This window comes from Nostoc sp., from assembly GCF_054880495.1.
Genome location: NZ_JBTYKD010000222.1, coordinates 71,463 through 97,926, shown reverse-complemented (window position 1 = coordinate 97,926; position 26,464 = coordinate 71,463). Strand labels below are relative to the sequence as shown.

The window sequence follows — 26,464 nt, the reverse complement described above, 5'->3', positions numbered from 1 at the left end:
ACAAATGACGCAAGAACTAATAGACCTCAAAAAGAGTATTTTGGAAGGACGTTACGCAGATGCCTTGGCAATTGTAGATGAATTAGAAGGCATGAGTAAACAAGCTATTCTGCGAAATATCCAAGCTTATTTAAACATTCTGTTGATTCATTTGATTAAGAACCAAGTAGAACAACGATTAACTGGTTCGTGGGCGGCTTCTATTCGGAATTCAATTCGAGAAATTAAAAAGCTAAATATCAAAGATAATAAAACATCTTACTATATCAATTTAAATGAATGGGAAAGTTTGATGGAGGAGGAAGTTATTGAAGATGCGATCGCAGATGCGAGTCAGGAAGTGATCAGCGGGAAATTTACTCGCTCTCAGTTGTCAGCGATGCTAGATAAAAGCCAGATTTTAACTACAGCCACTAGTTTACTGGCTTTAACATATACTTATTCACCAAAGGAATTACCAGCGATTATGGATGATTATCTCAGTCAATTAGCTGGTGGTGAAGATTGAATAAATCGGGAAAAATAAGGTTTTAATCCCTGATAGAGATTTTGATGAATTGCAATGTTGCGCTCGTTGGCGGTACTGGTGACGGAAAATCGTTTCAATCCCTGATAGGGATTTTGATGAATTGCAATAGTACACTAGTATCAACTGCTTAATGAATTTTTATGTTTCAATCCCTGATAGGGATTTTGATGAATTGCAATTTGACAGAGTAGCGATCGCACCACTCAAGCAACGGGTTTCAATCCCTGATAGGGATTTTGATGAATTGCAATGTAGTTTGAGGGTTGCTTGCACGATATCGCCCGATGATGTTTCAATCCCTGATAGGGATTTTGATGAATTGCAATATGAGTCTTCTTTGAGCCAAGTTTATTGATAGAATCGTTTCAATCCCTGATAGGGATTTTGATGAATTGCAATATCACTCTGGGGGGTGTGGGGGGCAAAGCCCCCCGGGTTTCAATCCCTGATAGGGATTTTGATGAATTGCAATCAAGTAGTACCGCTATTAATATATTCCAGTCTTCTGTTTCAATCCCTGATAGGGATTTTGATGAATTGCAATGGTTCTTCACCATCCCCATCACCATCTCCGTCATCTGTTTCAATCCCTGATAGGGATTTTGATGAATTGCAATTTGCCTTTGGGGCGGTTGAAGGCGCTTGTCGCCAAGTTTCAATCCCTGATAGGGATTTTGATGAATTGCAATAAGTCTTTAGCTGGGCTTATATTCTTCCTATCAAAGTTTCAATCCCTGATAGGGATTTTGATGAATTGCAATTTATTTCTTCAAAAGCATTAGCTGATCCAGTTTCCGTTTCAATCCCTGATAGGGATTTTGATGAATTGCAATATCATCCGAAAGCTTTTGACAGAGCCAGGAATGTTTCAATCCCTGATAGGGATTTTGATGAATTGCAATTCTTTATGGAAAATTGAAGTTTTGGTAGTGGAGCTCGAAGGTTTCAATCCCTGATAGGGATTTTGATGAATTGCAATAAACGAGAAAGAGCGAGAATACTTGTTAATTAAATGTTTCAATCCCTGATAGGGATTTTGATGAATTGCAATTTGGAAGAAATAACGAGGGAAGATGCAAAACAAAAAGTTTCAATCCCTGATAGGGATTTTGATGAATTGCAATTTAGTTGCTGACGAGTCCAGGAACCGCCACCAAGCTTTTGATGTTTCAATCCCTGATAGGGATTTTGATGAATTGCAATTTCCGAATCCTTCATAATGTTTTTAATGATTTGTGTTTCAATCCCTGATAGGGATTTTGATGAATTGCAATTTAGCTGTGCGCTTCGCTTTCTGGCAACCCCATTAGTTTCAATCCCTGATAGGGATTTTGATGAATTGCAATAGGATACAGCAGCCGCGCAAGCCGAACAGCAGAGTTTCAATCCCTGATAGGGATTTTGATGAATTGCAATTGCGGTAGCCTGAAAGTCAAGCTATATTTAGTTTTCAAGGTGCGGTTGCGCGATTCAAGAGCAATAATAGCATTAGAGAATTCGTTTGGCAAGAGTGCTAGAAAAGTTTAAAAGCTAAAATTCTATTTTGATAAGCATTTCAGAGATTGCGCGGATGAAAATTGGGCGATCACTGGGTGAAAGCCTTGCTGGGGTTGAGATAGAAGCACTTTTTTTCGGCTGTGGAATTTGTACACCTACCCCTCCGCGCATTTGAGATGCAGAAACCTAACTATAAGGAAACTCAGCACAGAAAATAGTTTAGTCCCGTGGCTTTTCTTTGCCAATACCTCCGACTTTTCTCTGACAACAGCCACAGAGAAAGAACCCTTGGACAGCAAAGGAAGCTAATATTACAGTAAACTGATTCATCAATTGTAGTATTTGTTGTCATAGTACTGTACGGATAACCAACAATAAAGTTTTGGCCAATTCTAAGGTAGAGATGATGAAAGAAATAACACGCCGCAAATTTATCGCAACAACTACCCTGGCGACGGGTTTTGCCCTAGCTGTGCAACCCATTTCTGCCGGAGTCATCACCACCGATGCGAAGGGGTTGGTAGCTGGTGCGGTGAAAATTCCCGTCAAAGATGGTGAAATTCCTGCCTATCGAGCAGCACCTGCCACTGGTGAAAACTTCCCCATCGTCTTGGTGATCCAAGAAATCTTTGGCGTACACGAGCATATTCAGGATATCACTCGGCGCTTTGCCCAATTGGGGTATTTAGCGATCGCACCCGAATTATTTGTGCGTCAAGGCGATGTCTCGAAATTAAGCAGCATAGACGAAATTCGGCCAATTGTCTCCAAAGTGCCAGATGCCCAGGTGCTATCCGATCTTGATGCCACGGTACACTGGGCGGTGAAATCAGCAAAAGGTAATGCCAATAAATTGGCGATTACAGGCTTCTGCTGGGGCGGCCGTATTACCTGGTTATACGCAGCACATAATCCGCAGGTGAAGGCTGGTGTGGCTTGGTACGGACGACTCGTGGGCGATGCTACCAAACTAACGCCCAAGCATCCGGTTGATATTGCATCAACGCTGAAAGTCCCTATTCTCGGACTCTATGGCGGTAAGGATACAGGTATTCCCCTAGATACAGTAGAGCAGATGCGCGATCGCTTAAAATCCAGCAGCAGCAAATCTGAAATCATTGTCTATCCCGATGCATCCCACGCTTTTTTTGCCGATTATCGCCCCTCCTACCGCGAGAAAGAAGCCAAAGAAGGTTGGAAACGTCTTTTGGCTTGGTTTAAGCAAAATGGTGTTTAAAAAATTAGCTACTCGCAAAAGTTTTCGGTCTATGAACTGTGACGTTCAAAAAAGTTCCAAATTGTTTCGCTGGCGTTCAGCCCCAGCTTGGCATTGAATTTGTTTAGGCTCTCGTCAGTTGAGGAACCACCAGGCCAGAAATGTCCACCGTTTACTACCGCTAGCTGCCAGACTTCTGAGTTGCCACTACAACCTGTGTAGAGAGCGGTTTTCACTTTATCTTTAGAAAACTTCGGAGATTCATTTGATGAGGTACATTGATCGTGCGATCGCCAAAAATTTACCATGTCTGAGATAGAAACCAGCGCTCCTCGTTGAGTGTGGTCATTACCTTCATAAAGTACATCGCGATCGTTTGTACCGTTGAGCATTAACATTGATACGGAAGTTTTCGGCTGGCAATTAGGTTTGAGTCTAACTGGAAGCGAACCAGCTACTGATGCAAAACCAGCAATTTTATTAGGTAACTTACAAGCCAGTGCTTGGGTAAGTATGCCACCTCTAGAAAAACCCGTAGCATAAACTTTATGACTATCAATATTGATTTGCTGCTGAAGATGATCAATCAAAGCACTGACAAAGGAAACATCATCTACCCTTCCTTGAGCGTTACCTCTAAGACTCCATTTTTGGTCAATTCCATCTGGATAAACAACAATAAATCCTTTTTGTTCTGCTAATTCATTGAAGCGAGTCACATTACTGATAGACCGACCATTACCATCATCTCCATGAAATACTAAAACTAACGGCATTGGGCGGTCTGGATTATAAGATTTTGGAGTGTAAAAATAGTAAGTACGTAACTTTCCTTGGTCATGTAATTCCCCATAATTATCACCACTCAATATTTTTTCTTTAACTAGACTTTTTTCTTCAGCCTGAATAGAATTGCAGCCTGTCACTAAAGTCATTCCCAGTAGAAATATCAGAAGTTTTTTCAAAACCCGAGAATTTTGATATATATTCATGTTAATTAAATTGACTTATGTCAGATAATTTTATTTCCTTTGCAATTCTTATTTATAACAAATTTTTACCTAATAGAGGCTAACAACTCAACTAGGGTTGTTAGCCTCTATTTATATCTTAAACTCTTACAGTTACATAACGAGCAGGAACTCGAACCTTAACCCACCTGTTACCGCGTCGGACATTTTGCCAATGTGCACGAATTAACTTTCGTTCATATCGGGCAACAACAGTTTTATGCACAATACCAACTTGATGAACATTCGGTCTGACAATCATTTCTGCTGCCGATGCCTGTGAGGGCAAGGAGGAAATTGCAAATGGTAGAGCAAGTAATGTACCTAATAGAATACGTTTCATGTTCAAATCTCCATCAATTAATTTACTTGAGTTTTCTACAGCATTTATCAAGAATTTGTGAACAGATATTCTTACCTATTAGCTTTACAGTAAGTTTTATTTGTTACACAACTCCATTTATTTGCTGTATTGCTCTCAGTTTAAAATATTAAATTAAAAGATACAGTGGAATAAAGTCACAATTTAAGTATGACTTTAGTCACATTTTAGACTTTGGACAAAAAAAAAGAGGAGTTCCTGAATGAATATATGACTATATTTAAAGGCATAAGCTAATCCTCATGCATTTTTCCAGAATGATTCGCTTGTAGTAAGGGCTTCAGCCCTGCTTTTATGCAACTTACAGCTATTTTCAGGTAAATAGACCACGCGGTAGGAGCACAGAAAAAGCTCATTGGTGTCAACTTAACGTAGAAGTTAGACTTGGCAAGCTTTCCAGGTTTGACCCTCACAAGAACAGCCCCTCTCCCAATTTTGGGAGAGGGGAGCAAATTCTCTAGTTCCCCTTCTCCCAACTTGGGATTCGGGGTTAGGGGATGAGGGCAAAACGCCTTCTCAAAGCAGATTTTTTCTGAAGTTGACACCAATGAGCATTGCTGTGCCCCTACGACAGATGTGGTTCAAATACATGAAAACTGCTGTAAATGCTCATTAGCATACTCACACGAAATCCACCAATATATCTAAGGACAAATGACATCCCAAACATAGAAAAGCCTCCCGTTGAGGGAGGCTTAAAAGTTAGCGGAGAAAACTTGTTAAACTACAATGTACGTACACCCAGCGCTCCTCCTAATGCAGAGAAAATCGCCGAGACGGATGCTGTGGCAAACAGCCACCACGCTGCTGTAGCTGCGGCTTTGCGGGTTTCTTCTGCTTGGCGTTGTGCTTGACGCTTCACGTCTTCTAGGCGGCGTTGGGCTTCTTGCTGTATGCGTTCTGCACGTTGCAATACTGTGTTGCGTGCCCGTTCAATTTGGTCGATGATCCGGTTGGCATCTGCCTCAGAGATGTCCTCACGAGAACTCATAATTGCCACTAGGGTATCACGGTCAAAAGAGGACAGGCGATCGCGCAGAGCATCAAACCCTGCCTGGGGATCGTCAAAAAATGTGCGAACATCGCGCTTGATACTATCATAGTTGAGTTCTGGGCGATCCAGGGCGTTGAGATAGTTGCGAATGCGGCCGAAAACTCCGTCAATTGCATCTTGAATGCCCCGTTGGATGTTCCGCACTTGTTCTACAAATTGCTCCCTTACGGATACCATGTTATCGGCAATCCGTGCCGCTTCTTCATCAGAAATATCTTCCCGAATTTTCAGCAGGGCGATGATCGTAGAACGGTCAAAATGGGAAAGGCGATCGCTAAAAGTTTCTACCCCGGCTCGCGGATCATGCAACAGTAGTTGCAAGTCGCGCTTGATACCTTCAGGGTTGAGTTCTTCTTTGCCAGTTTGCCGCAGATACTCTTCTACATAACCTTTGAATGTTTCGATTCTTTGCTGTGTACGGGTAGCTAGGCGACGAGGCGCACGCACAAAGTTGCGAATCGAAGTTTGGGTGGAATCAATGATTTGATTAACTTGTTCTTCACTCAAGTCTTGGCGTTGACTGAGCAACTTCACCAGTGTATCTCGGTCTACCTGAGACAACCGACGGCGCAGTGCGACAGCTCCCTCTTTGGGATTTTCAAACAATCTGGTCAAATCTCGCCCTATACCTTCTGGGTTGAGTTCTTGTTTACCAGTATTCCGCAGATAATCTGCGATCGTGGTGGTAACTGAGTCGTATTGATCTTTGGCTTTATCCACTACAGCTTGGGGTGTGTGGCGAATATTATGCCAGGACTCCTCAGCAGAACTGATGATTTGATTAACTTGATCTTCATTCAAATCTTGCCGCTGACTCAACAATTGCACCAAGGTATCGCGGTCAAAACGAGACAAGCGGGCGCGAATTGAGGTAATTCCAGCTTGGGGATCTTCCAGTAGCTTTTTGAACTCCGCGCGGATGGCATCAGGATTCAGTTCGGCTTTTCCAGTATTACGCAGATATGATTCTACATTCAGCCACAGGGTTTCTGCTTGATATTGTGCCTGTTCTGCTAATCCTTTGGATTCTACCAAGACGCGATCGCGCTGTTTTTCCAACTCATCGAGAATGCTGTCTACTTCATATAGCTGCACATCATTACGTTGCAGCAATATCTCCCGCAACTCCTGACGTTCCAGGTGCGCTAGTCGCAATGTCAGGGTTTCATCATCTGCATCTGAGTCTTGCAACAGTGGTTTGAAATTCTGCTCTATGCCTTCGGCGCTCATATCTGCTTTCGGGGTAACGAGCAGATAACTTTCCACTGCACGTTGCAAGTCTTGGACTATCTCTGTTTCTTCGACAACTTTCACTGTCGTTAGCACATCTTGGCGGACAGCTTCTAACTGATCTGCAATGCGGTGAATTTGGGTTTGGGTAAGCAGTCCCCGTTGTTGCAGGATGTTGACAAAATCGTTGCGGGATAGTCGCTCTATTTCTCTCTTGACTATTCCGGGGTCAGCTGCTGGATCGTAAATGACATCACGAAATTCCTGAGCGATTTTTTCTGGGCTTAGTTGCCAAGCATAAGTGTTGTGCAGATAGTTTTCGACATCAGCCCGAATTGGGCTATAGGGTTGTGATGGTGTTGGCAACCCTAGCTTATCTGCTTGTTGGGTGACTTTCTCTTTGGCAGTGGTGAGGCTACCCAAGATTTTTTCCACATCCAAATCAGGCAAATCGGCGCGTCCCAACACAATGCTGGTTAAGGCAGCTAGTCCTTGTTGGACTGTACTTTGAATTGCTCCTGGAGCCGCCTTTTGCTCACCTTCTTTGGAATTACGTGTTTCTGTTACTAAGCGATCGAGCTTGGCGTTGAGTTCATCTGTTTTAGCTTGTCCGGCTGGGAGTGATTTCAAATAATCGATTAACTCACCCATACGGTCTTCCGTGGGTGGTTGCTGACTGACCACTTGCTGCCAAACTTTATACAAGGTATCAGCAATTCGGCTAACGTCTTTTTTGGAAAGATCGGTGCGACTGCTGACTAACTCGATGAACTTTTCCCGGTCGATGTTGCGGATATCTGGAGTCCCTGCGATCGCTTTTAATTGCGGATCGTTGAGTAAATTTTCAAAGTCGCTCCGAATTTTCGACACATCTAGCTCTGGAGGACGTACCTTATCTAAGTAATCCTCTATATTCTCCCGGATACTCGTAGGGTCGATGGCGTTTCCTAGCTCCCGACGGATAGCGGCGGCGGCGGCTTCAGCCGTTGCTACCACTTGGTTATTCACAGCTTTTGCGCCCAGTGCGGCGGTGGCTGTGCCCATAATCGCCTGAAACCCTGAAGTTGCCGTATTGACGACTGAGCCAATTAAGGAACCTACGGTGGTAGAACTTACCCAAACGAGGATTAAGAAGTAAGCACCCCAAATCACCAAGCCGAGAATTGCTCCCAATGCTGGATCTAAGATTAAAAGGCTCAATTTTACCGCGAGGAAAGAAGCAATTAATAAGGCGATCGCTACAGTTACTACTGTCCAAATCCCTACTGCTGTACCAATTTTGCGAATAGTACCGCCCAAACTTCCCACTTCCCCACTATTATCTGAATCCGAGTCAGATGAGTGCCCCAGGTAGGAAATACCGGCTGCTAGGGAGAGATTAGTTAGAACTAATTGGAAAGCAAAGGCTAAGATCACGCCGGAGATTAAAGCCACAAAAAAGCGCGGACCGGAAGTGATAACCGATGCCTGTGCTGGCGTGACGTTTGACGTATCCCCTTGAATCTGTGCCACCCACAATAGTGGTTTGTAGAGTCCCACCATGATTTCCGTACTTTGGAACATTGTATTTCCTTGTTCTAAGTTTAAATTTAGGGAATTAAGAATTTCTTGAGAAGCAACTCTTAGATATGTATAGTATGTATTTATGTCTGTACCTATGGCAATACCTAACTCTGTTAGCTCAGAATCGTAGAATTTACCTGTTTAAAGCATCTCTCCCAAGGCTGAAAACCGTATCCAGCCAAAGATATAACTTTTCTATCTAACGCGGAAAAGATTCCTGATCAGATGAAAAACTTGGCTAAGTATTGGCTGCTACGTTTTAATTTTTAATTACTAAGTCACAACTATTTATTTTGCAAAAATTGCAGTTCAATCACGATAATTTTACATTTATTTATAATTAGATTTTTATCACCCTCTCAGGGTGGATTTGTCAGGACCAAGGAGTTGTTAATTATCCTCCGTAAGAAGTGCATGTAGTTTATGCCTACAGACAGAAAGGATCTGAGTTTTAGATAGCTACATTAAACTTAACAAAATAAATCGTTGAGGACAAAAAAATGGCAGTTCCAGAAACTCGCCCTTCTAGTGGTTTACCACCTGTTGCAACCGAATACAACGGCGTAGATCGCAATGCATTTTTGTTTGGCTGGACTCCCCAAGCCGAAATTTGGAATGGTCGCTTGGCAGCTATTGGCTTTCTCGCCTATTTACTTTGGGATTTAGCTGGTTATAGCGTTCTGCGTGACGTTTTACATCTGATTGGCTACTAGAAATTTAACACCTGAAAACCTATTATATTTTGGAGGGAAAAAATGGCAAATCAAGAAACTCGCCCTTCTACTGATTTACCACCTGTTGCAACGGAATACAACGGTGTAGATCGGAATGCATTTTTGTTTGGCTGGACTCCCCAAACCGAAATTTGGAATGGTCGCTTGGCAGCTATTGGCTTTCTCGCCTATTTACTTTGGGATTTGGCTGGTTATAGCGTTGTTCGTGACGTGCTACACATCATTAAATATTAGCAATAGCTAAAGAGTGAGGAGGAGCCACTGCGTTGCAGGGGTTCCTCCTTTGTAGCAAGTGGCGTTGGTCAGTTTTAAACATACTATTAATTAAAAATTAAAAACTGATAATTCTTAATTCCTGGTTAATCTCGGTTTTGGTAGGCAAAATTAAAAAGCTACTTAAAAGCCTTATTAAATATAGATTTTATGAAATTCAAGTCGATGTAAAAAAATGAGCGAACGAATGAATGTAATTAGACTAAATATAGAACACCACAAAAAGTGTGTAGAATTTAATCATTTGTAGGTTGGGTAGAACGGAGTGAAACCCAACATCAAGTCTCAATATTTCCGAATCCCTTTTACGGTAACGTGTACTAATACCAATTCTGTATTAAGATGCACAAAACTATATGAGGAACGAACCGTATTCTCTGCGAGAGGCTTCCACAAAGGCGCAGCGTCTCGTAGACAAGGACACAAAGAAAGAAAATTTGGCGCAGCCTCACAAAGAAATGGTATAAGGATTGCTTGCCATTTTTCCACACCCTACCTCCCGAAGTTTATTTAGTAGCGAAAAAAGCCACCTAGTTATAGGTGACTTATCTATGATTGAAATTTGATCAAAATTACTGAAATTCTGAAGAGCGATTATTCATCAATAGAAGTGGGAATGCCCAAAACGGCGCAGGGAAAATTATAACCTAGTGCCTCAATCATCTGATGATTGACAGATGTGCATCCTAGAAACAAAATATCGGCAGTTTCTGATTCAACAACTTTCTTAAGTTCTGTGGCAATGCAGCCAAACCGCAAATGAGATTTGAAAGAACCCTGCCATTCTTCAGCTAGACTTCGGGCTTGCCAGAGAATTATATCTGCTTGTTGCAGGGGAGTTGCCACTGTCTGCAATTTAGGTTGAGTTAATACCAGTGTGACAGACTTTGATACTTCACTGATTTGACACTCCAATGAAGGCTGTTTTTCTGGAAAGCTCAAGATATTTGGATACTGACTGCTTTGATTGTCTTGTACCACATAAACGGCTTGAACTGTGACTTGGGCATTAGTGGCTAAACGCGTTTGATGGGCAATCCAAAAGGCAATATCTAGTGCCGTATGACTGTTAGGAGATGCGTTATATGCAACTATTAAGTTAACGGCTTTTTCTGTTTGAGGTTTTTTAGAAAAAGGTTTTTTTGGTTCTGGCAGCAGTACCATTTGTTCAATTAAGTCATCTCGTCCTGTGGCACTTTGCAGACGTGCTAACATTGGCTTAATTTGCACAGCTTTACTTCTCCTTATGAAATGAAGTACTCATGAGAAGCAGGGGGAGAAATTTTAGATTTTGGACTTCGGCTACGCTCAGTCGAACGATTTTAGATTGAGGACGATAACCAAAATCTCCAATCTTAAATCAATCAAGGAAACCCCAATAATAACTGTATTTACAGCCAAAGTCTTGGGGGTTCCTTCCATTGCCTACGGAGTTAGCTGACGGGCTAAGACTGGAAGGTGTCTCTCTCTTAATAGTGCTGAGTTGTGAGTGCTGAGTTAAAGATTAATAGATTCCTAACTCTTAACTCCTCACTTTTTATGAGATACGCCCCACAATATGGTTCCTCCGCTTCAAATTCAGCTTTCATGAATTTGAATTAGGCTACCCACTAGAAAAAATGATAATCTAAATTTAGTCGTCTTGGGCAAAATATTGATCAAGGAAATTCAGCGCGTGGTTGCGGAGTTAAAAATACTCTTTTAAGCTTCGCATGGCGGCGCGAACCTCTTCCAGAGCAGTTTCGGTAACGCGTGGATGCTCAAAACAAACTTCTAATACTCTCCTATATTAGCATCTGGGCTATTGGTCATCAAGACGATGCGATCGGCATATAAAGTGATTCATCTACATCGTGGGTAATCATCATCGCTGCTTGAAGATTATTTTCCCAAATATCTCATACCTGCTGCTGCAATTGGCCACAAGTTAGCGCATCTAGTGTCCCAAAAGGTTTATCCATCAATAACATTTTGGGACGAATTGCTAAAGCTCTGGCAATACCTACTCCTTGTTTCATACCTCCAGAAATTTCATCAGGATATTTGTCAGCCCCCGCCGTCAAGTTTACCATTGCCAAGTGTTGATTTACAATGCTGATTTCTTCAGCCGTATTGGCATTTTTTAACACTTCATCCACGGCTAAACGGATATTTTATCGCACTGTTAAGTAAGGTAACAGCTAATAGTTATAAAAAAATATCCGCAAAACTTGCAGACTAAATGATTATTGTAATTCCTCGTTAAGATGAAAACTATATTATAATTATAGTTTTTTGTAAATTTTATATACGGATAGTTAATTAAGTAAAAGAACATATAAAATGTATTTCTTTTGATAGATTAATTAAATCGCTAATTTTGTCAAAAAAACACTGCACTCGGTAAACTAATTGCATATAGTAGTGAAGTTTACTCCTCGATCTCCTCGCTGAATTTAACATAATGGATTTTAGTCAAGTACTGGCTGAAAAAGCGGACACCATCCTTGATAAATGGATTACAGCAGTTCGCAACGATAGACAGATTGAAAGTGCTGATGATTTATCTTATACAGCGGTAAAGGATCACATCCCTGATGTTTTGAAAGCAATGGTAACGGTGCTTTCAAAATATCAGGATAATCATATTCAGTCGATAGTTAATGCGAGTGTCCAGCATGGAGCTATTCGAGCCGAACAAGGATTTGATCCAACCGAAATAGCTAGAGAATATCATTTGCTACGAACATTAATATTTGATGCTATACAAGCAGATTTATTGAGTGGAACACCTGTAGAGATAATTCGTTCTATACGTTTGATTGACGCTATCATAGATGAAGCGATCGCTCGATGTTTTAAGAGTTATGTTGAAGAGCGGTTGCGAGAATTACAGCAGTTGCAGTCAGTAGTTACGCTCCATAATGAGGAACTTACGCGCTTAGTTACCGCAAATCAAAAGTATCTTTCCCAACTAGCCCATGAATTTAAACAACCTCTAACTTCTATTATTGGTTACTCGGATCTGTTTTTACGCCAACAACCGCGAAAGACTGAGGTGAAAGACACTTCTGCCAATTTAGAACACATTGAGCGTGTGCTACGGAATGGTAGGCAATTACTGCACCTGATTAATAATGTACTAGAATTCTCGCGGGATGATCCAGGGCAAATAAAATTCCAACTAACGGCTACCGATGTACGTGAATTAATTAATAATGTATGTGAAATGTTGGAACCTTTAGTTGCTGAGAAAAATTTAAAAATCGTAGTAGATTGCGATCGCGCCCCTAAAGAATTAATCACAGATTCTTTTAAATTCCAACAGATTGTTACAAATCTTATTAGTAATGCGATTCGCTATACAGAGTCGGGGACTATTATTATAAGGTGTAAGGTGTTGGAGAATCAGAGATGGGCGTTCGCGGTTTCTGACACTGGAATTGGCATTGCACCAGAAAACCAAGCCCAGATATTTGAACCCTACTTTCGCGTGAGTTGTAGCAATCGTTCCTATCTTCCTGATAGTACTGGATTGGGGTTAGCGATCGTCTCGCGGTTAGTGAAACTATTGCAAGGTCAAATTAACCTAGTCTCAGAGGTAGGGGTTGGTTCTACTTTTACGGTAATTTTGCCCTTAGAAGTGAAGATTTGAGAAGTTTATAGTATTTTTTTAAAACTCATGAAATAAGGCGTGAGATAAAAAATCAATGGCTAGATACTGGTTAACTGCTGTAACTATTAAAACTTAACCTTCGGAAGTGAAAATTTCGCAAACAAGTTAATCTAAGATCCCGTTGCTTTACAATAAGACTTACGTAAAACTACACGGGGTAGGGGCAATTCATGTAGCTTTAGCTGACCGCAGGGTATTGCCCCTAGCTAAAAATCATTCTTTTCAGTTATTGTTTGCGTAAGTCCTGTGCAAAATCCGGCTCAAAAGGGTAAGCCACTGGGTAGACCCTAGAGATAACCTGATTAGCATTAAAACTGTATACTATCAGTAGCTCTAATGCTTGCGGTAGTTGTGTTTCTTCTCTATAAGATGCTACGCGAACATTTTAAATTTTGAATTGCTTATGTCCTTTGTACCTTTACATATTCACAGTGACTACAGTCTACTTGATGGGGCTAGTCAGCTACCAGAGTTGGTGGATCAAGCGATCGCACTGGGGATGAAAGCGATCGCCCTTACCGATCATGGTGTCATGTATGGCGCGGTTGAATTGATCAAAATCTGCCGTAGTCAAAATATTAAGCCGATTATCGGCAATGAAATGTATGTAATTAACGGCGATATCGAGAAACAAGAACGCCGCCCCAAATATCATCAAGTTGTTTTAGCTAAAAATACCAAAGGTTACAAAAATTTAGTCAAAATAACCACAATTTCTCACCTCAAAGGTGTTCAAGGCAAAGGAATTTTTTCTCGTCCTTGTATTAATAAAGATTTACTAAAAGAATATCATGAAGGCTTGATTGTCACCAGTGCTTGCTTAGGTGGAGAAGTTCCCCAAGCGATTCTCAGTGGTAGACCAGATGCAGCCCGGAAAGTTGCTCAGTGGTATAAAGATGTATTTGGTGATGATTATTATCTAGAAATTCAAGATCACGGCTCCCAAGAAGACCGAATTGTGAATGTTGAAACAGTCAAAATTGCACGGGAACTAGGGATTAAATTTGTTGCAACTAATGATTCGCATTTTATTTCTTGTTTTGACGTTGAAGCCCACGATGCTTTGCTCTGTATTCAAACTGGCAAGCTAATTATTGAAGATAAGCGAATGCGTTATAGCGGTACAGAGTATCTCAAATCTGGTGAGGAGATGCAGCAGCTATTTCGAGACCATTTGCCGGATGATGTGATTGCAGATGCGATCGCTACCACTGAAGAAGTCGCCGATAAAGTCGAGCCTTACCATATTATGGGTGAGCCTCAGATTCCTACACCCCCAATTCCCTCTGGTCATACTCCTGACACTTACGCCGAAGATGTTGCATGGAGTGGACTTTTAGAACGATTAAATCGCAAATCTCGCCAGGAAGTCGATTCTGTCTATAAAGAAAGATTAGAATACGAACTGAAAATGATTCAGCAGATGGGTTTTTCCAAATACTTTCTAGTTGTATGGGACTACATCAAATTTGCTAGAGATAATAACATTCCTGTGGGACCAGGTCGGGGTTCGGCAGCTGGTTCATTAGTTGCTTATGCAATGCGAATTACTAATATTGATCCTGTACATCATGGGTTACTATTTGAGCGGTTCTTGAACCCAGAACGTAAATCAATGCCTGATATTGATACGGATTTCTGTATTGAACAACGGGATAAAGTTATAGAATATGTAACTGATAAATATGGTGCAGATAGAGTTGCCCAAATTATTACTTTTAACCGCCTAACTTCTAAAGCAGTTTTAAAAGATGTCGCCAGAGTATTAAATATTCCCTACGGGGAAGCTGACAAAATGGCAAAATTAATTCCTGTGGTGCGGGGGAAACCAACGAAACTTAAGGTGATGATTTCTAAGGAAACCCCAGAACCACAGTTTAAAGAGAAATATGATAAAGAACCCCATGTTCGCCATTGGCTTGATATGGCGATGCGAATTGAAGGAACTAACAAAACTTTTGGTGTTCATGCAGCAGGTGTGGTAATTTCTGCTGATCCACTTGATGAAATTGTGCCGCTACAAAAGAATAATGACGGTTCTGTGATTACCCAGTATTTCATGGAAGACCTGGAATCAATGGGTTTGTTGAAAATGGATTTTCTGGGTTTACGGAACCTAACACTAATTCAAAGAACTGTTGATTTAATTCAAGAAACAAGAGGATATCGGGTTGATCCTGATGAAATTCCCCGCCAGGAAAGAAAAGCACAAAAGATATTAGCTAAAGGTGAACATAGTTCTCTACCAAAAGATGTCCAAAAAACTTATGAATTATTAGAAGCAGGTGAGTTAGAAGGGATATTTCAATTAGAATCTTCTGGGATGCGTCAGATAGTCAGAGATTTGAAACCTTCTAATATAGAAGATATTTCTTCAATTTTAGCACTTTATCGACCGGGGCCATTAGATGCGGGACTGATTCCGAAGTTTATTAACCGCAAACACGGGCGAGAAAAGATTGATTATCAACACACCATTCTGGAACCAATATTAGACGAAACCTATGGAATTATGGTCTATCAAGAGCAAATCATGAAAATTGCTCAGGATATGGCTGGATATACCTTAGGACAAGCTGACTTGCTGCGCCGGGCGATGGGTAAAAAGAAAGTTTCGGAAATGCAAAAGCAGCGTGAAAAATTCGTAGATGGCGCAGCTAAAAATGGTGTTCAGAAAAAAGTTGCGGATGAATTATTTGAGCAAATGTTAAAGTTTGCTGAATATTGTTTAAGCTATGATACAGAAGTATTGACGGTAGAATATGGCTTAATACCGATTGGGGAAGTTGTAGAAAAATGCATTGAATGTACTGTGTACAGCGTTGATAATAATGGAAATATTTACACGCAACCTGTGGCACAGTGGCATGATCGCGGACAACAAGAAATGTTTGAATATTGTTTGGAAGATGGTTCATTGATTCGGGCAACAAAAGATCATAAATTTATGACTGTTGATGGTCAAATGTTGCCAATTGATGAAATATTTGAACGAGAATTGGATTTGATGCGGCTAGAGGGTTTGCCGAATTAGCCAGAATAAAACTTTAGTAGGGGACTTCCAACAAATAAATTATCCAATCTTGTGGGGTGGGCAGCGTTCGACTGAGCGCTCACGCCGAAGTCTTGCCCGCCTTGGACTACGGGCGGGCGAGACGCCCACCCCACAAGAAATAGTTGAGTATTCTTTTATTTGGAAGTCCCTAGTATGAGATTACGCTCTTGAATTAGCAGTGATCATATTTGCAAGACTAATACTTTTGTTTTTATGGTTACTGAAAGCGATCGCTTTGAAAAATGATTCAACAAAATTTTAGCAATGGAAGCGCACCTTTGCTGCATATTATGCCTATAAGGTTACACTTGGTGACATGATCAAAGGAGGTCATGTTTTTATGTTGTTATATGAAGATATTGGTGCTGAATGCCGGATCGAGCAGCCAAAAGAGTTGTCTGTATGAGATTGCAGATGAGGCTCTTCCCACCCAAGCACTCGAACCCCTTTGGGAAGGGAAAATTAACTGGACTCAAGATCGGGGTGTGGCAGAAATTGAGGTGAAAACTGCTACGGGTGCAACGCTGCAAAAATCAATCTCTGGTGATTCCCCAGAGGCACACCTCACGTATATGCTGCATACACTTACTTATGATGCTACCAAGGTAATTGATCAGTTGTCAGAAATCGATGTGGTGGGGCATCGAATAGTACATGGTGGACAGGATTATCGAGATAGTGTGGTAATTACTGAGGATGTCAAAAAGGCGATCGCACGTCTATCTAACCTTGCTCCCGAACATAATCCAGTCGCTTTAGAAGGCATAGAAGCAATTGAAAAAATCTTCAAAGATGTCACCCAAGTAGCAGTATTTGATACCGGATTTCATGCCACTTTACCCGATGCAGCAGCAATCTATCCCGGCCCCTATGAGTGGGTAGAAGAAGGTATCCGGCGCTATGGGTTTCATGGTATCAGTCACCAATACTGTTCTCAACGTGCTGCCCAAATTCTCGGTCGAGATGTTGCGTCTGAGCGGTTAATTACCTGTCACCTGGGCAATGGTTGCTCTTTAGCAGCGATTAAAAACGGTCGTAGTATTGATACCACTATGGGATTCACGCCTGTAGAAGGATTGATGATGGGCAGTCGTTCTGGTTCAGTTGATCCAGGGATTCTGATTTATCTGTTGCGATACTGTAATTACTCTGTCGAAAGGTTAGATTATGTATTAAATAAAGCTTCTGGGTTAAAGGGAATTTCGGGTGTATCTAGCGATATGCGTGAGGTGAAAGAAGCGATGTCTACGACGGGCTACGCCTACACTCAAGGTAATACCCGCGCTCAACTGGCCTGGGATATCTACGTACATCGTCTACGTTCTGCGATCGGTGCAATGCTTACCAGTTTGGGCGGATTAGATGCTTTGGTATTCACAGCAGGCGTGGGTGAACACTCTCCAGAAATTCGCCAAGCTGCCTGTGAAGCCTTTGGATTTATCGGACTGAAAATAGACCTTGATAAAAATCAACAGCAGCCTGTTGATCAGGATATTGCAACACCCGATTCAGCAGTGCGGGTATTAGTTATTCATACTCAAGAAGATTGGGCGATCGCCGGGCAATGCTGGCAACTTTTGAAACACTAAAAATAGCTACATCAGCTATGATTCAAAGTTTTTTACCTATTTGGTCATGGATGCTCTCCTGTACCATATAAGTGAGTAATTTTACGAGAGGTATATTGTATACAGGAAGTTAGTTATACCTGGGAAAACAAGAAAAATATGTTGTTATCGCGTCAAGCTATTGCTACACCTTTTGCAATTTGTGTGTGTATTTTAGGAGTTGGCTTGATTCAATTCCCCCAATTGCAAAAACTAATAAATAGCAAAAAATCTGCATCTTTAGAAACTCTAGAAAAAGAAATAAAATCTGAAAAGCTCCGTCTTAATTTTCTCCAAAAAATGCCGAGTTTTGGTTATGATAACTTCATTGCAGATTTGGTATATCTGAATTTTTCACAATATTTCGGAGATGATGAAGTTCGGGATAAAACAGGTTATAGTTTAAGTCCAGAATATTTTGAAGTCATTCTAGAACGCGATCCGCGATTTTTAGCAGCGTATCGGAGTCTTTCTGTCAGTACTTCATTGTATGCTGGTATGCCAGAACGCGCGATCGCATTGTCAAAGAAAGGCTTAAAATCCCTATCTCCTTCAGTTCCCGAAAAGTCTTATTACGTGTGGCGTTATAAAGGAATTGATGAGTTATTATTTTTAGGGGATGCTCAAGCTGCCCAACAGTCTTTTACAACGGCGGCAAACTGGGCTAGTAAATTCCCAGATGCAGAGAGTCAGCTGATCGCTAATAGTTCCCAAAAAACTGCGGAATTTTTGAGTCGAAATCCTAATAGTAAATATGCTCAAATTTCTACCTGGGGAATGGTTTTAAATTATCAAGTTGATGAGAGAACTCAGAAACGAGCAATTAGGGCAATCGAAGCTTTGGGAGGAAAAGTAATTACAACTCCTGAAGGAAATCACAAAATTGTATTTCCCCCAAAAGATTAAAATAATTCGTAATACTTCTCTTCTTAGGCTACGCCAACGGCTGCGCTCAGTACAAGTTCGTAATGACGCTCTCTACGAGACGCTAAAAGCGTAGCTTGCAACTCTTACAGAGTACGCGGACTCGCTACCGCTAACGTAATTCGTAATTTTTAGGAGCAATACTAGTGTCAATACAATTAGGAGAATCTGACTTTCAAATATTAAAGTGTTTTCCTGTTATGTCCCAGTTGCGCCTTCACCTTGAGCAGGCTAAGTTTGTAGAAAAAGTTAGATATCAAATGAAAGAAGGATATCAACTTGCATTCTTGGAAGTAGAGGAGCAAGCTGTGGCAGTGGCTGGATTTCGCATTTCTACGTGTTTAGCATCAGGAAAGTTTTTATATATTGATGACTTAGTTGTTGATGAATTGAAGCGGTCACATAGTTATGGTCAACAGTTATTTCAGTGGCTAATTGAATATGCAAGAAATCATGGCTGTGAACACCTGAGTCTTGATTCTGGTGTTCAGCGATTTGCAGGTCACAGGTTTTATCTGATGCAACGCATGAGCATTACAAGTCATCACTTTTCAATAGAGTTGTAGCGACAAACAAAATGAGTGTGAAAAATCACATTTTTTGGTATGACGGTAAATTAATTAAGTCCCAAACCTTAGAGTTAAATATTAACGATCCGGGGTTACTTTATGGAGCCACTATTTTTACAACGTTGCGGGTTTATGACAACTCGCTAGATAGTAGTTTAACCAATTGGCTCTCACACTGCGATCGCCTACTTTTTTCAATCCAATCTTTTGGTTGGCAACAACCCGATTGGAATCGTCTGCGTCAAGGTGCCCAAATTCTCCTGGCACATTTCCCCGTTCTCAGAATTACCCTTTTTCCCGATGGACGGGAGTGGATAACTGGCAGATTATTACCACAAAATTTGACAGAAAAACAAAAAACTGGTATTGTCTGCGCCGTTGCTAGTCCTGAATTTTATCGCTCTCTCCCCTCTCATAAAACTGGAAACTATTTAAGTGCTTGGTTGGCAAGAACTAGCTTAGATGCCCAAGAAGCAATATTAGTCGATGCCCAAGGAAATTGGCTAGAAACCAGCACAGGCAACCTTTGGGGATGGTGTAACGGCAGTTGGTGGACGCCGCCAAAGAAGGCAGGAATTTTGCCGGGAATTTTGCGATCGCAACTTGTCAACTGGTTGCAAAACCACCAGCAGCCAGTGCGTGAAGAAACTTGGAGCGTCGAATTAGTCCAGAGATTTGAAGCGATCGCCTACACTAATAGTGTGGTAGAAATTATTCCGATTCATACCGTTCATCAGCCCACAGGATCGCTACAATATAATCCCTACCATCCTAGTTTTCAGCAAATTAGGGAGCTTTTTCTAGCATGATAGCTACGCCATGTTGTTACACTTAAGATAAGTTAACATAATTCTTAACAATGACCTTTCCGAGCAGAGAAGCTAGGCGATGGCGCGAAAAATACAGGAGGATAGACCTTAGTGAATAAAAAATGGAGAAATGCGGGGCTGTACGCGCTGCTGTTTATTGTCGTCATTGCGCTGGGAACAGCATTTTTTGACAAACAACCCCAGAGCAGAGAGATATGGCGATACAGTCGCTTTATTCAAGAAGTTCAACAAGGCAGAGTAGAAAAAGTCAGTTTGAGTGCAGATCGCTCTACAGCACTGGTTACACCCAAATATGACCCAAATAAACGGATTGTGACCTTAGTCCCCGATCCAGACCTGATCAATACCCTGACTTCAAAAGGCGTTGATATTTCTGTTTTGCCCCAAACCGATGAAGGATTTTGGTTTAAGGCACTGAGCAGCTTATTTTTTCCTGTATTGCTTTTGGTTGGCTTATTCTTCTTGCTACGTCGCGCTCAAAGTGGCCCAGGTAGCCAAGCGATGAACTTTGGCAAATCCAAAGCCAGAGTCCAAATGGAACCACAAACTCAGGTGACATTTGGCGATGTTGCTGGTATTGACCAAGCCAAGTTGGAATTAAACGAAGTCGTAGACTTTCTGAAAAACGCCGATCGCTTTACCGCCGTTGGTGCAAAAATTCCTAAAGGTGTGCTGTTAGTTGGCCCTCCTGGTACAGGTAAAACCCTCCTAGCTCGTGCTGTAGCTGGTGAAGCCGGTGTACCCTTCTTCTCGATCTCCGGTTCGGAATTTGTGGAAATGTTCGTCGGTGTGGGTGCATCCCGCGTCCGCGATTTGTTTGAACAAGCTAAGACCAATGCTCCTTGTATCGTCTTCATCGATGAAATTGACGCCGTAGGTCGTCAACGGGGTGCAGGTTTAGGTGGTGGTAACGATGAGCGGGAACAAACCCTCAACCAGTTGCTCACAGAAATGGACGGCTTTGAAGGCAACACAGGCATCATCATTATTGCCGCCACCAACCGTCCTGATGTCCTAGATGCAGCACTATTGCGTCCTGGTCGCTTTGACCGTCAAGTTGTGGTAGACCGTCCTGATTATGCCGGACGCAGCGAAATTCTCAAGGTACATGCCCGTGGCAAGACCTTGGCAAAAGATGTGGACTTGGATAAAATCGCCCGTCGTACCCCTGGATTTACTGGCGCAGATTTATCCAACCTGTTGAATGAAGCCGCAATTTTGGCAGCACGTCGGAATTTGACTGAAATTTCGATGGATGAAATCAACGACGCGATCGATCGCGTATTAGCTGGTCCAGAGAAGAAAGACCGGGTAATGAGCGAAAAGCGCAAAACCTTGGTAGCATATCACGAAGCTGGTCACGCCTTGGTTGGTGCTTTGATGCCAGACTACGATCCCGTGCAGAAGATTAGCATCATTCCTCGCGGTCGCGCAGGTGGTTTAACTTGGTTTACCCCCAGCGAAGACCGGATGGACACTGGTTTATACAGCCGCGCTTATCTGGAAAATCAGATGGCTGTGGCTTTAGGTGGTCGGATTGCTGAAGAATTAATCTTTGGTGAAGAAGAAGTTACCACTGGTGCTTCTAACGACTTACAACAGGTAGCACGGGTTGCTCGTCAGATGATCACCAGATTTGGGATGAGCGATCGCTTAGGCCCAGTCGCCCTTGGTCGTCAGCAAGGTAATATGTTCCTTGGACGGGATATCATGTCAGAGCGTGATTTCTCTGAAGAAACTGCCGCCGCCATTGATGAAGAAGTCCGCAAACTTGTGGATGTAGCCTACACACGCGCTAAAGAAGTGTTGGTGCGTAACCGCCAAATTTTAGATGAGATAGCGCAAATGCTGGTTGATAAAGAAACGGTAGACGCCGAAGAGTTGCAAGAAATTCTGTCGAATAACGATGTGACAACCGCCGCCTTTGCCTAATTTAATCAGTAGTTAGGAGTTAGGAGTTAAAAACAATTTCTAACTCCTAACTTTTAAAATTCGGAGTAATTCTGGGATTTTCCAGAGTTACCCATTTTTTTAACCAAATTCGGTGGGTTTAAGTCCCGGTTACAAAACTAGGACTAGCTCTTTCAAGGTGGTGAAATTTGGAACGAAGATTGGTTATTTCGACCTTCAAAAATCCCCAAATCTGAGCGGCGGATTCAAGGTGGTAGCACTGGAACAACGTATCTTCGTTTGTCACCTTGAAAGGACTAGTCCTAAAAACTTAATTACGAATTACGTTAGAGTCACGCAAAGCGAGTCCGCGTACTCTGTAAGAGTTGCAAGCTAGGCTTTTAGCGTCTCGTAGAGAGCGTCATTACGAATTACGAATTATTTTAAGTTCCTTTGTCAAAAGCCCGGTCTTGATGACCGGGCTTTTAATCCGAAATGGGGTTATATTCCCCAAAGGTTAGTTATAGAGTTTCAGTATAAATCGGTAGTCTGATAGATACTACCACCTGAGCATAATCAATTCCGGAAAATTAGAAATTTTTTCTAGATACACCAAAATCAATCAAAGAAACTATAGATTCTGATTCTCTCCCGTGAAAACTAGAAATCAGGGTAATTCGGAGATTTTACGAATTACCCTGATTGTGATCAAGGCAAAAGAATCTATGCATTCTGTGGCGCACCCCTACTTAGCGATCAAAAGTGTTCTCAAGAAGATCACTTTCCGAATCTTGACATGATTAGCGTCAAGAGTGACTCGATACTCAACCAGTCGCCGATCTTAAACTCTAGATGTCGGTTTCAAAAATAGCCACGCCATAAAGAACGTAGCTGCTGTGAATAGTTGCGTCAAATCCAAAGCAGATAGATAGCCATCTGCAAATGAAGCAATACTGCGATCGGTAATGCCAAATACCCAGGATGACAGTCCAAACAGCCAAATCCCATTCTTGAGATTTCCGACGAATTCCTTAGAGTCTGATGGTTCTTGGTCTTTCATGATCTTCTGTTCCGTTGATGAAGAATTTGATGATTGATGCGAAATACCTGCCATTGAGAATTTTTTATCAATCCTGACGCTGAATTTACACTTCCTATTAATAATATTAATAAATATTTCAGCTACTTGACTTCATTCACTAAAGGTACATCTCCTAATCTTGACATTCCTCCTTTGCTTCTGTCACCTCTGATAGACGACAAGGGGTTGAGTTCTCAGCGTTACAGCGTCGGGCTTGAATGCTGAGATTACATTATCTTTAAATAACTATATAAATATTTATTTATATAAATCGCAAAATACTCCATAGGATAGATGCGTTTCCAAAAATGACTTAGGAGAAGCAAAGAAATCGCAAAGTATAGATGTTGCGATTGATTCATTCCGCTTTGGTTCATACCCTACGGGAAGGCTGATGCCAAGGCAATGACAACTAAGGAAACGATCTTAGTAAATTTGCTTGCATTGGGATGCTCCCCTGTTCAGATTGGGAAATCTTTTTAGCTAGCTGATGACGGCACTTGCTACTATATTTAACTAAAAGATTTCCAAGAAATAAATTATCCATCTTGTAGGGTAGGCAGGAAAGCCCGCCCTGAATATGGGACGAGTGGGCACACCCATCCCAGTAGAAAATTTGGGATGTTTTTTTATTTGTCAGTCCCTAAAGAACAATGTCCTCACCTCGCTCGGTGAAGCGGACTTCTTTAATATTCCATTGGGCATTACTCGTTAGGGTTTTGCGGAGACTGCCAAACAGAGCAAACTGTTCACAACTAGAAAGAGAAGCCATTTGCCGCTTTGACTCAGGAGATATTCGCAAATCAACTGTGGCAATGCCATTTTTGATATTGACACGATAGCCAGACAAGCTAAAGTCGCTTGTATCTCGTTTTTCTAAAATTTTACTCACTACATTTCTCACCGGTTGCTCGGCTGGTACTGAAACCTTTTCTGGAATTAGTTTTTGACATTGAGTATCACTCGTGTATAGTGTAACGCTGGTAGTTTTGCTAGTGACAGCTTTCGGAGTTGATGAGGAAGGCGTATTTTTCTTAGAAGATTCTTGATTAGGAGATTTTTCTCTCAACTGAGCTACGCTAGGAATTTGGCTGGGAGGCTGAGATGATGCGCTATTGGTCGGTGTTGTGGTAGAGGATGGCGTTCCGCTGTCAATATTACGAGCGGTGGGGTTAGAACTACAACTGCTGAGGCTGACAATCATTGTCACAAAAATAAGGGGTAAAAAATATCTCTGGGTTGTATTCATAATTTTGTTCACAAGTGATGTTGCTGATATCAACTTCCGTGTCGCTGGTATCAATTCCGCATAAATTTCTAAATATTGAGCCAGTCTATAAAGTGTCAACCCGAAATCTGTTAAAGTCAAAGGCTATACTATCTACCAAAATTACAACATCTGCGGTTTAAGGAGCGATGTCTGATGACAAGCCCTACGGGTTCGGGTGTGACGCTCGTTCGCCCTTGGCATTTCCCCTTGGGAGAAGACTGCGACCCCCTCACCGCTCCGCGTCTACGCCAATCTCAAAAAGCTTGCACATCTTCTTGTTTAAGGGATTTCCAACAAATAAATTACCCAATCTTGTGGAGTGGGCATCTTTGCCCGCTTTTAGCTACGGGACCTCGTGTCGCCCACCCCACAAGAAGTAATTAGACATAGGAGTGAAAATGACGTAGGGACAATTCATGAATTGTCCCTACCAAGGATTTCGAGCAACGCAGAATTAATTTTCACTCCTATGTCTATAAAGTCTGCTTTAATGATCACGTGAATTAGGGATGCTTTGAATTTTGGTGCCAATATAACTGCAACTAAGCCTCAGCCACGGATTTCTATATCCAGCATAATTTTTCCCACACCTTCGATGCAGCAATAATTAGCGGCTAAACATTTAGTTTACCTGCTTGGGCTAATAGGAATCTGCATTAACAGATGATATACAAGGTTAACTGGTGAAAATACTACCTCCAGAAGAGAGAACAATTAGAATGTCTCTTCTTGGGGTGGGAGGAATATCATATCATCTATAGCGGTTCTCCTTTGTACGCAATATACTCAAAGCCTTTCTCCTTTTAGGAGAAAGGCTTTGAGTGTTACTCCTCAACGCTACAAAGGTTGGGGCTGTTTTTGTTAGGTGTATATATTGGACTCAACAGAGAACCACTATATTAAGACATACCCTGATTTGCTTTATGCTTGCAGCTGACAGAGCAATAAACCAAACCATTGATTTTGATCTGTCCACACATGAAGAGGTAATAAACCCTGTGCAGTGAGTTGCTGCTTGATAGTATTAAGGTCAAATTTGCGAGAAATTTCAGTGAGGATAGTCTCACCTAGTGCAAAATTAACCTTGAGGTTAAGAGCGCGTAATTCTACAATTTGCGATCGCACGCTGCGTAAATGCATTTCTATTTGATGCTCACTTTCATTGTAAAACGCCCAGTGTTCAAACTGCGTGGTATCAAAATTACCCTGAAATCTGTGATTTAAATGCTCCAACATATTGAGGTTAAATGCTGCCGTCACTCCTTGGCTGTCGTTATAAGCTGGTTCCAAAATCTGTTTCGGCTTTCGTAAATCTATCCCTAACAAGAAATACTCACCTACTTGTAAGGCGGCTGTAATTTGAGAGAAGAACACATCACACTCATTAGCTCTAAGATTACCTAAAGAGCTACCAATAAAACAAATCATCCGACTGGGTAATTGCGTCGGTAGGAGTTGTGCAAGAGCTAATTCATAGGTTGCCGCTAATGCATAAACTTGCAGTAAGGGATAATCTTCTAATAACTGCTTGGCGCTACTTTCCAACATACCGGCAGATACATCAATTGGTAGGTAGTGCAAGGGATAGCCTAGCTGCTGGTAGGCATCTAGTAAAATGCGGGTTTTGCTAGAACTGCCACTACCAAGTTCTACCAATTCACAAGCGCCAGTTATCTTGGCAATTTCGCCAGCAAACAGCTGTAAAATCGTTGTTTCTGTGCGTGTGAGGTAATATTCTGGTAAATCACAGATTTGCTCAAACAAATCAGAACCACGGTCATCATAAAAGTAACAGGGGGGTAGAGATTTAGGTGTTTGAGTTAATCCCTTAACCACATCATTCCCAGTACTAGGTGCAACTATTTGAGTTGCTCCTACCAAACGCTCTATTTGCAAGCGTTCTCCAATATTATCTGGGTAAGTAATCTTGCTGGTAACAGCTTTAGATATCGACATGAAACCTCCGTTTGCTTGGCGTAATAGGCTACCTTTGATGGCAGACATTTACACCAATAAGTGAAACACATACTCATAGCTAATAAAATCAGGCCTGAGCAATATTGCTCAAGCTTTAGTGCTATTTGTAGGCATTTCC

19 protein-coding genes, 1 pseudogene, 1 CRISPR repeat array and 1 riboswitch are annotated in these 26,464 nt (G+C 41.7%); of the genes and pseudogenes, 12 read left to right on the top strand and 8 right to left on the bottom strand.

All coding sequences use genetic code 11. The features are described from left to right. The first annotated feature begins 4 nt into the window (after nt 1-4). Complete coding sequence (locus ACYTXL_RS20780; RefSeq protein ID WP_461926371.1) at nt 5-508, top strand: DUF29 family protein; 504 nt, start codon at nt 5-7, stop codon at nt 506-508. A 19-nt stretch (nt 509-527) separates the two neighbouring features. Then, nucleotides 528-1,945: direct repeats of the CRISPR family, unit length 37 nt; unit sequence GTTTCAATCCCTGATAGGGATTTTGATGAATTGCAAT. A 487-nt stretch (nt 1,946-2,432) separates the two neighbouring features. Next, nucleotides 2,433-3,263: a dienelactone hydrolase family protein gene (locus tag ACYTXL_RS20775; protein ID WP_461926386.1), complete on the top strand. Its 831-nt coding sequence runs from the start codon at nt 2,433-2,435 to the stop codon at nt 3,261-3,263. A gap of 29 nt (nt 3,264-3,292) precedes the next feature. Here ACYTXL_RS20775 and ACYTXL_RS20770 read toward each other — a convergent pair whose 3' ends face one another. The 3 genes from ACYTXL_RS20770 to ACYTXL_RS20760 all read right to left on the bottom strand — a co-directional run bounded on the left by ACYTXL_RS20770 (nt 3,293) and on the right by ACYTXL_RS20760 (nt 8,481). Next, a complete protein-coding gene (locus ACYTXL_RS20770) occupies nt 3,293-4,177 on the bottom strand; it encodes an extracellular catalytic domain type 1 short-chain-length polyhydroxyalkanoate depolymerase (protein ID WP_461926370.1) in 885 nt (294 codons plus the stop codon). A gap of 175 nt (nt 4,178-4,352) precedes the next feature. After that, nucleotides 4,353-4,595: a hypothetical protein gene (locus tag ACYTXL_RS20765; protein WP_461926369.1), complete on the bottom strand. Its 243-nt coding sequence runs from the start codon at nt 4,593-4,595 to the stop codon at nt 4,353-4,355. A gap of 763 nt (nt 4,596-5,358) precedes the next feature. Next, nucleotides 5,359-8,481 carry an MFS transporter gene (locus ACYTXL_RS20760; RefSeq protein WP_461926368.1) on the bottom strand — a complete coding sequence of 1,041 codons (3,123 nt, stop codon included), beginning with the start codon at nt 8,479-8,481 and terminating at the stop codon, nt 5,359-5,361. Between the two features lie 500 nt (nt 8,482-8,981). Between ACYTXL_RS20760 and ACYTXL_RS20755 the strand changes: the two genes are divergently transcribed. Together ACYTXL_RS20755 and ACYTXL_RS20750 are read left to right on the top strand one after the other, a co-directional pair. Beyond that, entirely contained in the window at nt 8,982-9,194 is a 213-nt protein-coding gene (locus ACYTXL_RS20755; protein ID WP_292790205.1) for a high light inducible protein, read from the top strand. A gap of 42 nt (nt 9,195-9,236) precedes the next feature. Continuing rightward, nucleotides 9,237-9,449 (top strand): high light inducible protein, encoded by a 213-nt coding sequence (locus tag ACYTXL_RS20750; protein ID WP_292790206.1) that lies wholly within the window; start codon nt 9,237-9,239, stop codon nt 9,447-9,449. 633 nt (nt 9,450-10,082) lie between these two features. Here the strand turns inward: ACYTXL_RS20750 and ACYTXL_RS20745 are convergent. After that, complete coding sequence (locus ACYTXL_RS20745; RefSeq protein WP_461926385.1) at nt 10,083-10,703, bottom strand: universal stress protein; 621 nt, start codon at nt 10,701-10,703, stop codon at nt 10,083-10,085. Nucleotides 10,704-10,895: 192 nt separating this feature from the next. Further along, a riboswitch (cyclic di-AMP (ydaO/yuaA leader) is annotated at nt 10,896-11,082 on the bottom strand. A 93-nt stretch (nt 11,083-11,175) separates the two neighbouring features. Continuing rightward, nucleotides 11,176-11,668 (bottom strand): annotated as a pseudogene (locus tag ACYTXL_RS20740) (ATP-binding cassette domain-containing protein); the annotation flags it as partial. A 263-nt stretch (nt 11,669-11,931) separates the two neighbouring features. On the opposite strand from ACYTXL_RS20740, the gene ACYTXL_RS20735 reads away from it, so the two are divergent. The 7 genes from ACYTXL_RS20735 (at nt 11,932) to ftsH3 (ending at nt 22,060) form a co-directional block, all read left to right on the top strand. Then, complete coding sequence (locus ACYTXL_RS20735; RefSeq protein WP_461926367.1) at nt 11,932-13,122, top strand: sensor histidine kinase; 1,191 nt, start codon at nt 11,932-11,934, stop codon at nt 13,120-13,122. A gap of 424 nt (nt 13,123-13,546) precedes the next feature. Beyond that, entirely contained in the window at nt 13,547-16,177 is a 2,631-nt protein-coding gene (locus tag ACYTXL_RS20730) for a DNA polymerase III subunit alpha (protein ID WP_461926366.1), read from the top strand. A gap of 371 nt (nt 16,178-16,548) precedes the next feature. Further along, nucleotides 16,549-17,787 (top strand): acetate kinase, encoded by a 1,239-nt coding sequence (locus tag ACYTXL_RS20725; protein WP_461926384.1) that lies wholly within the window; start codon nt 16,549-16,551, stop codon nt 17,785-17,787. A gap of 138 nt (nt 17,788-17,925) precedes the next feature. Next, complete coding sequence (locus ACYTXL_RS20720; protein ID WP_461926365.1) at nt 17,926-18,711, top strand: hypothetical protein; 786 nt, start codon at nt 17,926-17,928, stop codon at nt 18,709-18,711. A 164-nt stretch (nt 18,712-18,875) separates the two neighbouring features. After that, the gene (locus tag ACYTXL_RS20715) at nt 18,876-19,295 is read left to right on the top strand and encodes a GNAT family N-acetyltransferase (RefSeq protein WP_461926364.1); all 420 of its coding nucleotides are present in this window, start codon (nt 18,876-18,878) and stop codon (nt 19,293-19,295) included. 11 nt (nt 19,296-19,306) lie between these two features. Then, complete coding sequence (locus tag ACYTXL_RS20710) at nt 19,307-20,107, top strand: aminotransferase class IV (RefSeq protein WP_461926363.1); 801 nt, start codon at nt 19,307-19,309, stop codon at nt 20,105-20,107. 111 nt (nt 20,108-20,218) lie between these two features. Beyond that, a complete protein-coding gene (gene ftsH3 / locus ACYTXL_RS20705; RefSeq protein WP_461926362.1) occupies nt 20,219-22,060 on the top strand; it encodes an ATP-dependent zinc metalloprotease FtsH3 in 1,842 nt (613 codons plus the stop codon). A 799-nt stretch (nt 22,061-22,859) separates the two neighbouring features. On the opposite strand, the gene ACYTXL_RS20700 is transcribed toward ftsH3, so the two are convergent. Both ACYTXL_RS20700 and ACYTXL_RS20695 read right to left on the bottom strand, forming a co-directional pair. Continuing rightward, entirely contained in the window at nt 22,860-23,078 is a 219-nt protein-coding gene (locus ACYTXL_RS20700; protein WP_461926361.1) for a hypothetical protein, read from the bottom strand. Between the two features lie 664 nt (nt 23,079-23,742). Further along, nucleotides 23,743-24,348 carry a sporulation/spore germination protein gene (locus ACYTXL_RS20695; RefSeq protein WP_461926360.1) on the bottom strand — a complete coding sequence of 202 codons (606 nt, stop codon included), beginning with the start codon at nt 24,346-24,348 and terminating at the stop codon, nt 23,743-23,745. Between the two features lie 174 nt (nt 24,349-24,522). On the opposite strand from ACYTXL_RS20695, the gene ACYTXL_RS20690 reads away from it, so the two are divergent. Next, a complete protein-coding gene (locus ACYTXL_RS20690; RefSeq protein ID WP_461926359.1) occupies nt 24,523-24,753 on the top strand; it encodes a hypothetical protein in 231 nt (76 codons plus the stop codon). A 537-nt stretch (nt 24,754-25,290) separates the two neighbouring features. On the opposite strand, the gene egtD is transcribed toward ACYTXL_RS20690, so the two are convergent. After that, nucleotides 25,291-26,325, bottom strand: a complete 1,035-nt coding sequence (egtD, locus tag ACYTXL_RS20685) for an L-histidine N(alpha)-methyltransferase (protein WP_461926383.1) — start codon at nt 26,323-26,325, stop codon at nt 25,291-25,293. Between the last annotated feature and the right edge of the window lie 139 nt (nt 26,326-26,464).

Bases quoted from the DNA above. Each gene is read 5' to 3' on its own strand.
- ACYTXL_RS20780 (WP_461926371.1), top strand. From the start codon at position 5: ATGACGCAAGAACTAATAGACCTCAAAAAGAGTATTTTGGAAGGACGT.
- ACYTXL_RS20775 (WP_461926386.1), top strand. From the start codon at position 2,433: ATGAAAGAAATAACACGCCGCAAATTTATCGCAACAACTACCCTGGCG.
- ACYTXL_RS20770 (WP_461926370.1), bottom strand. From the start codon at position 4,177: ATGACTTTAGTGACAGGCTGCAATTCTATTCAGGCTGAAGAAAAAAGT.
- ACYTXL_RS20765 (WP_461926369.1), bottom strand. From the start codon at position 4,595: ATGAAACGTATTCTATTAGGTACATTACTTGCTCTACCATTTGCAATT.
- ACYTXL_RS20760 (WP_461926368.1), bottom strand. From the start codon at position 8,481: ATGTTCCAAAGTACGGAAATCATGGTGGGACTCTACAAACCACTATTG.
- ACYTXL_RS20755 (WP_292790205.1), top strand. From the start codon at position 8,982: ATGGCAGTTCCAGAAACTCGCCCTTCTAGTGGTTTACCACCTGTTGCA.
- ACYTXL_RS20750 (WP_292790206.1), top strand. From the start codon at position 9,237: ATGGCAAATCAAGAAACTCGCCCTTCTACTGATTTACCACCTGTTGCA.
- ACYTXL_RS20745 (WP_461926385.1), bottom strand. From the start codon at position 10,703: ATGTTAGCACGTCTGCAAAGTGCCACAGGACGAGATGACTTAATTGAA.
- ACYTXL_RS20735 (WP_461926367.1), top strand. From the start codon at position 11,932: ATGGATTTTAGTCAAGTACTGGCTGAAAAAGCGGACACCATCCTTGAT.
- ACYTXL_RS20730 (WP_461926366.1), top strand. From the start codon at position 13,547: ATGTCCTTTGTACCTTTACATATTCACAGTGACTACAGTCTACTTGAT.
- ACYTXL_RS20725 (WP_461926384.1), top strand. From the start codon at position 16,549: ATGAAGATATTGGTGCTGAATGCCGGATCGAGCAGCCAAAAGAGTTGT.
- ACYTXL_RS20720 (WP_461926365.1), top strand. From the start codon at position 17,926: ATGTTGTTATCGCGTCAAGCTATTGCTACACCTTTTGCAATTTGTGTG.
- ACYTXL_RS20710 (WP_461926363.1), top strand. From the start codon at position 19,307: ATGAGTGTGAAAAATCACATTTTTTGGTATGACGGTAAATTAATTAAG.
- ACYTXL_RS20700 (WP_461926361.1), bottom strand. From the start codon at position 23,078: ATGAAAGACCAAGAACCATCAGACTCTAAGGAATTCGTCGGAAATCTC.
- ACYTXL_RS20695 (WP_461926360.1), bottom strand. From the start codon at position 24,348: ATGAATACAACCCAGAGATATTTTTTACCCCTTATTTTTGTGACAATG.
- ACYTXL_RS20690 (WP_461926359.1), top strand. From the start codon at position 24,523: ATGACAAGCCCTACGGGTTCGGGTGTGACGCTCGTTCGCCCTTGGCAT.
- egtD (WP_461926383.1), bottom strand. From the start codon at position 26,325: ATGTCGATATCTAAAGCTGTTACCAGCAAGATTACTTACCCAGATAAT.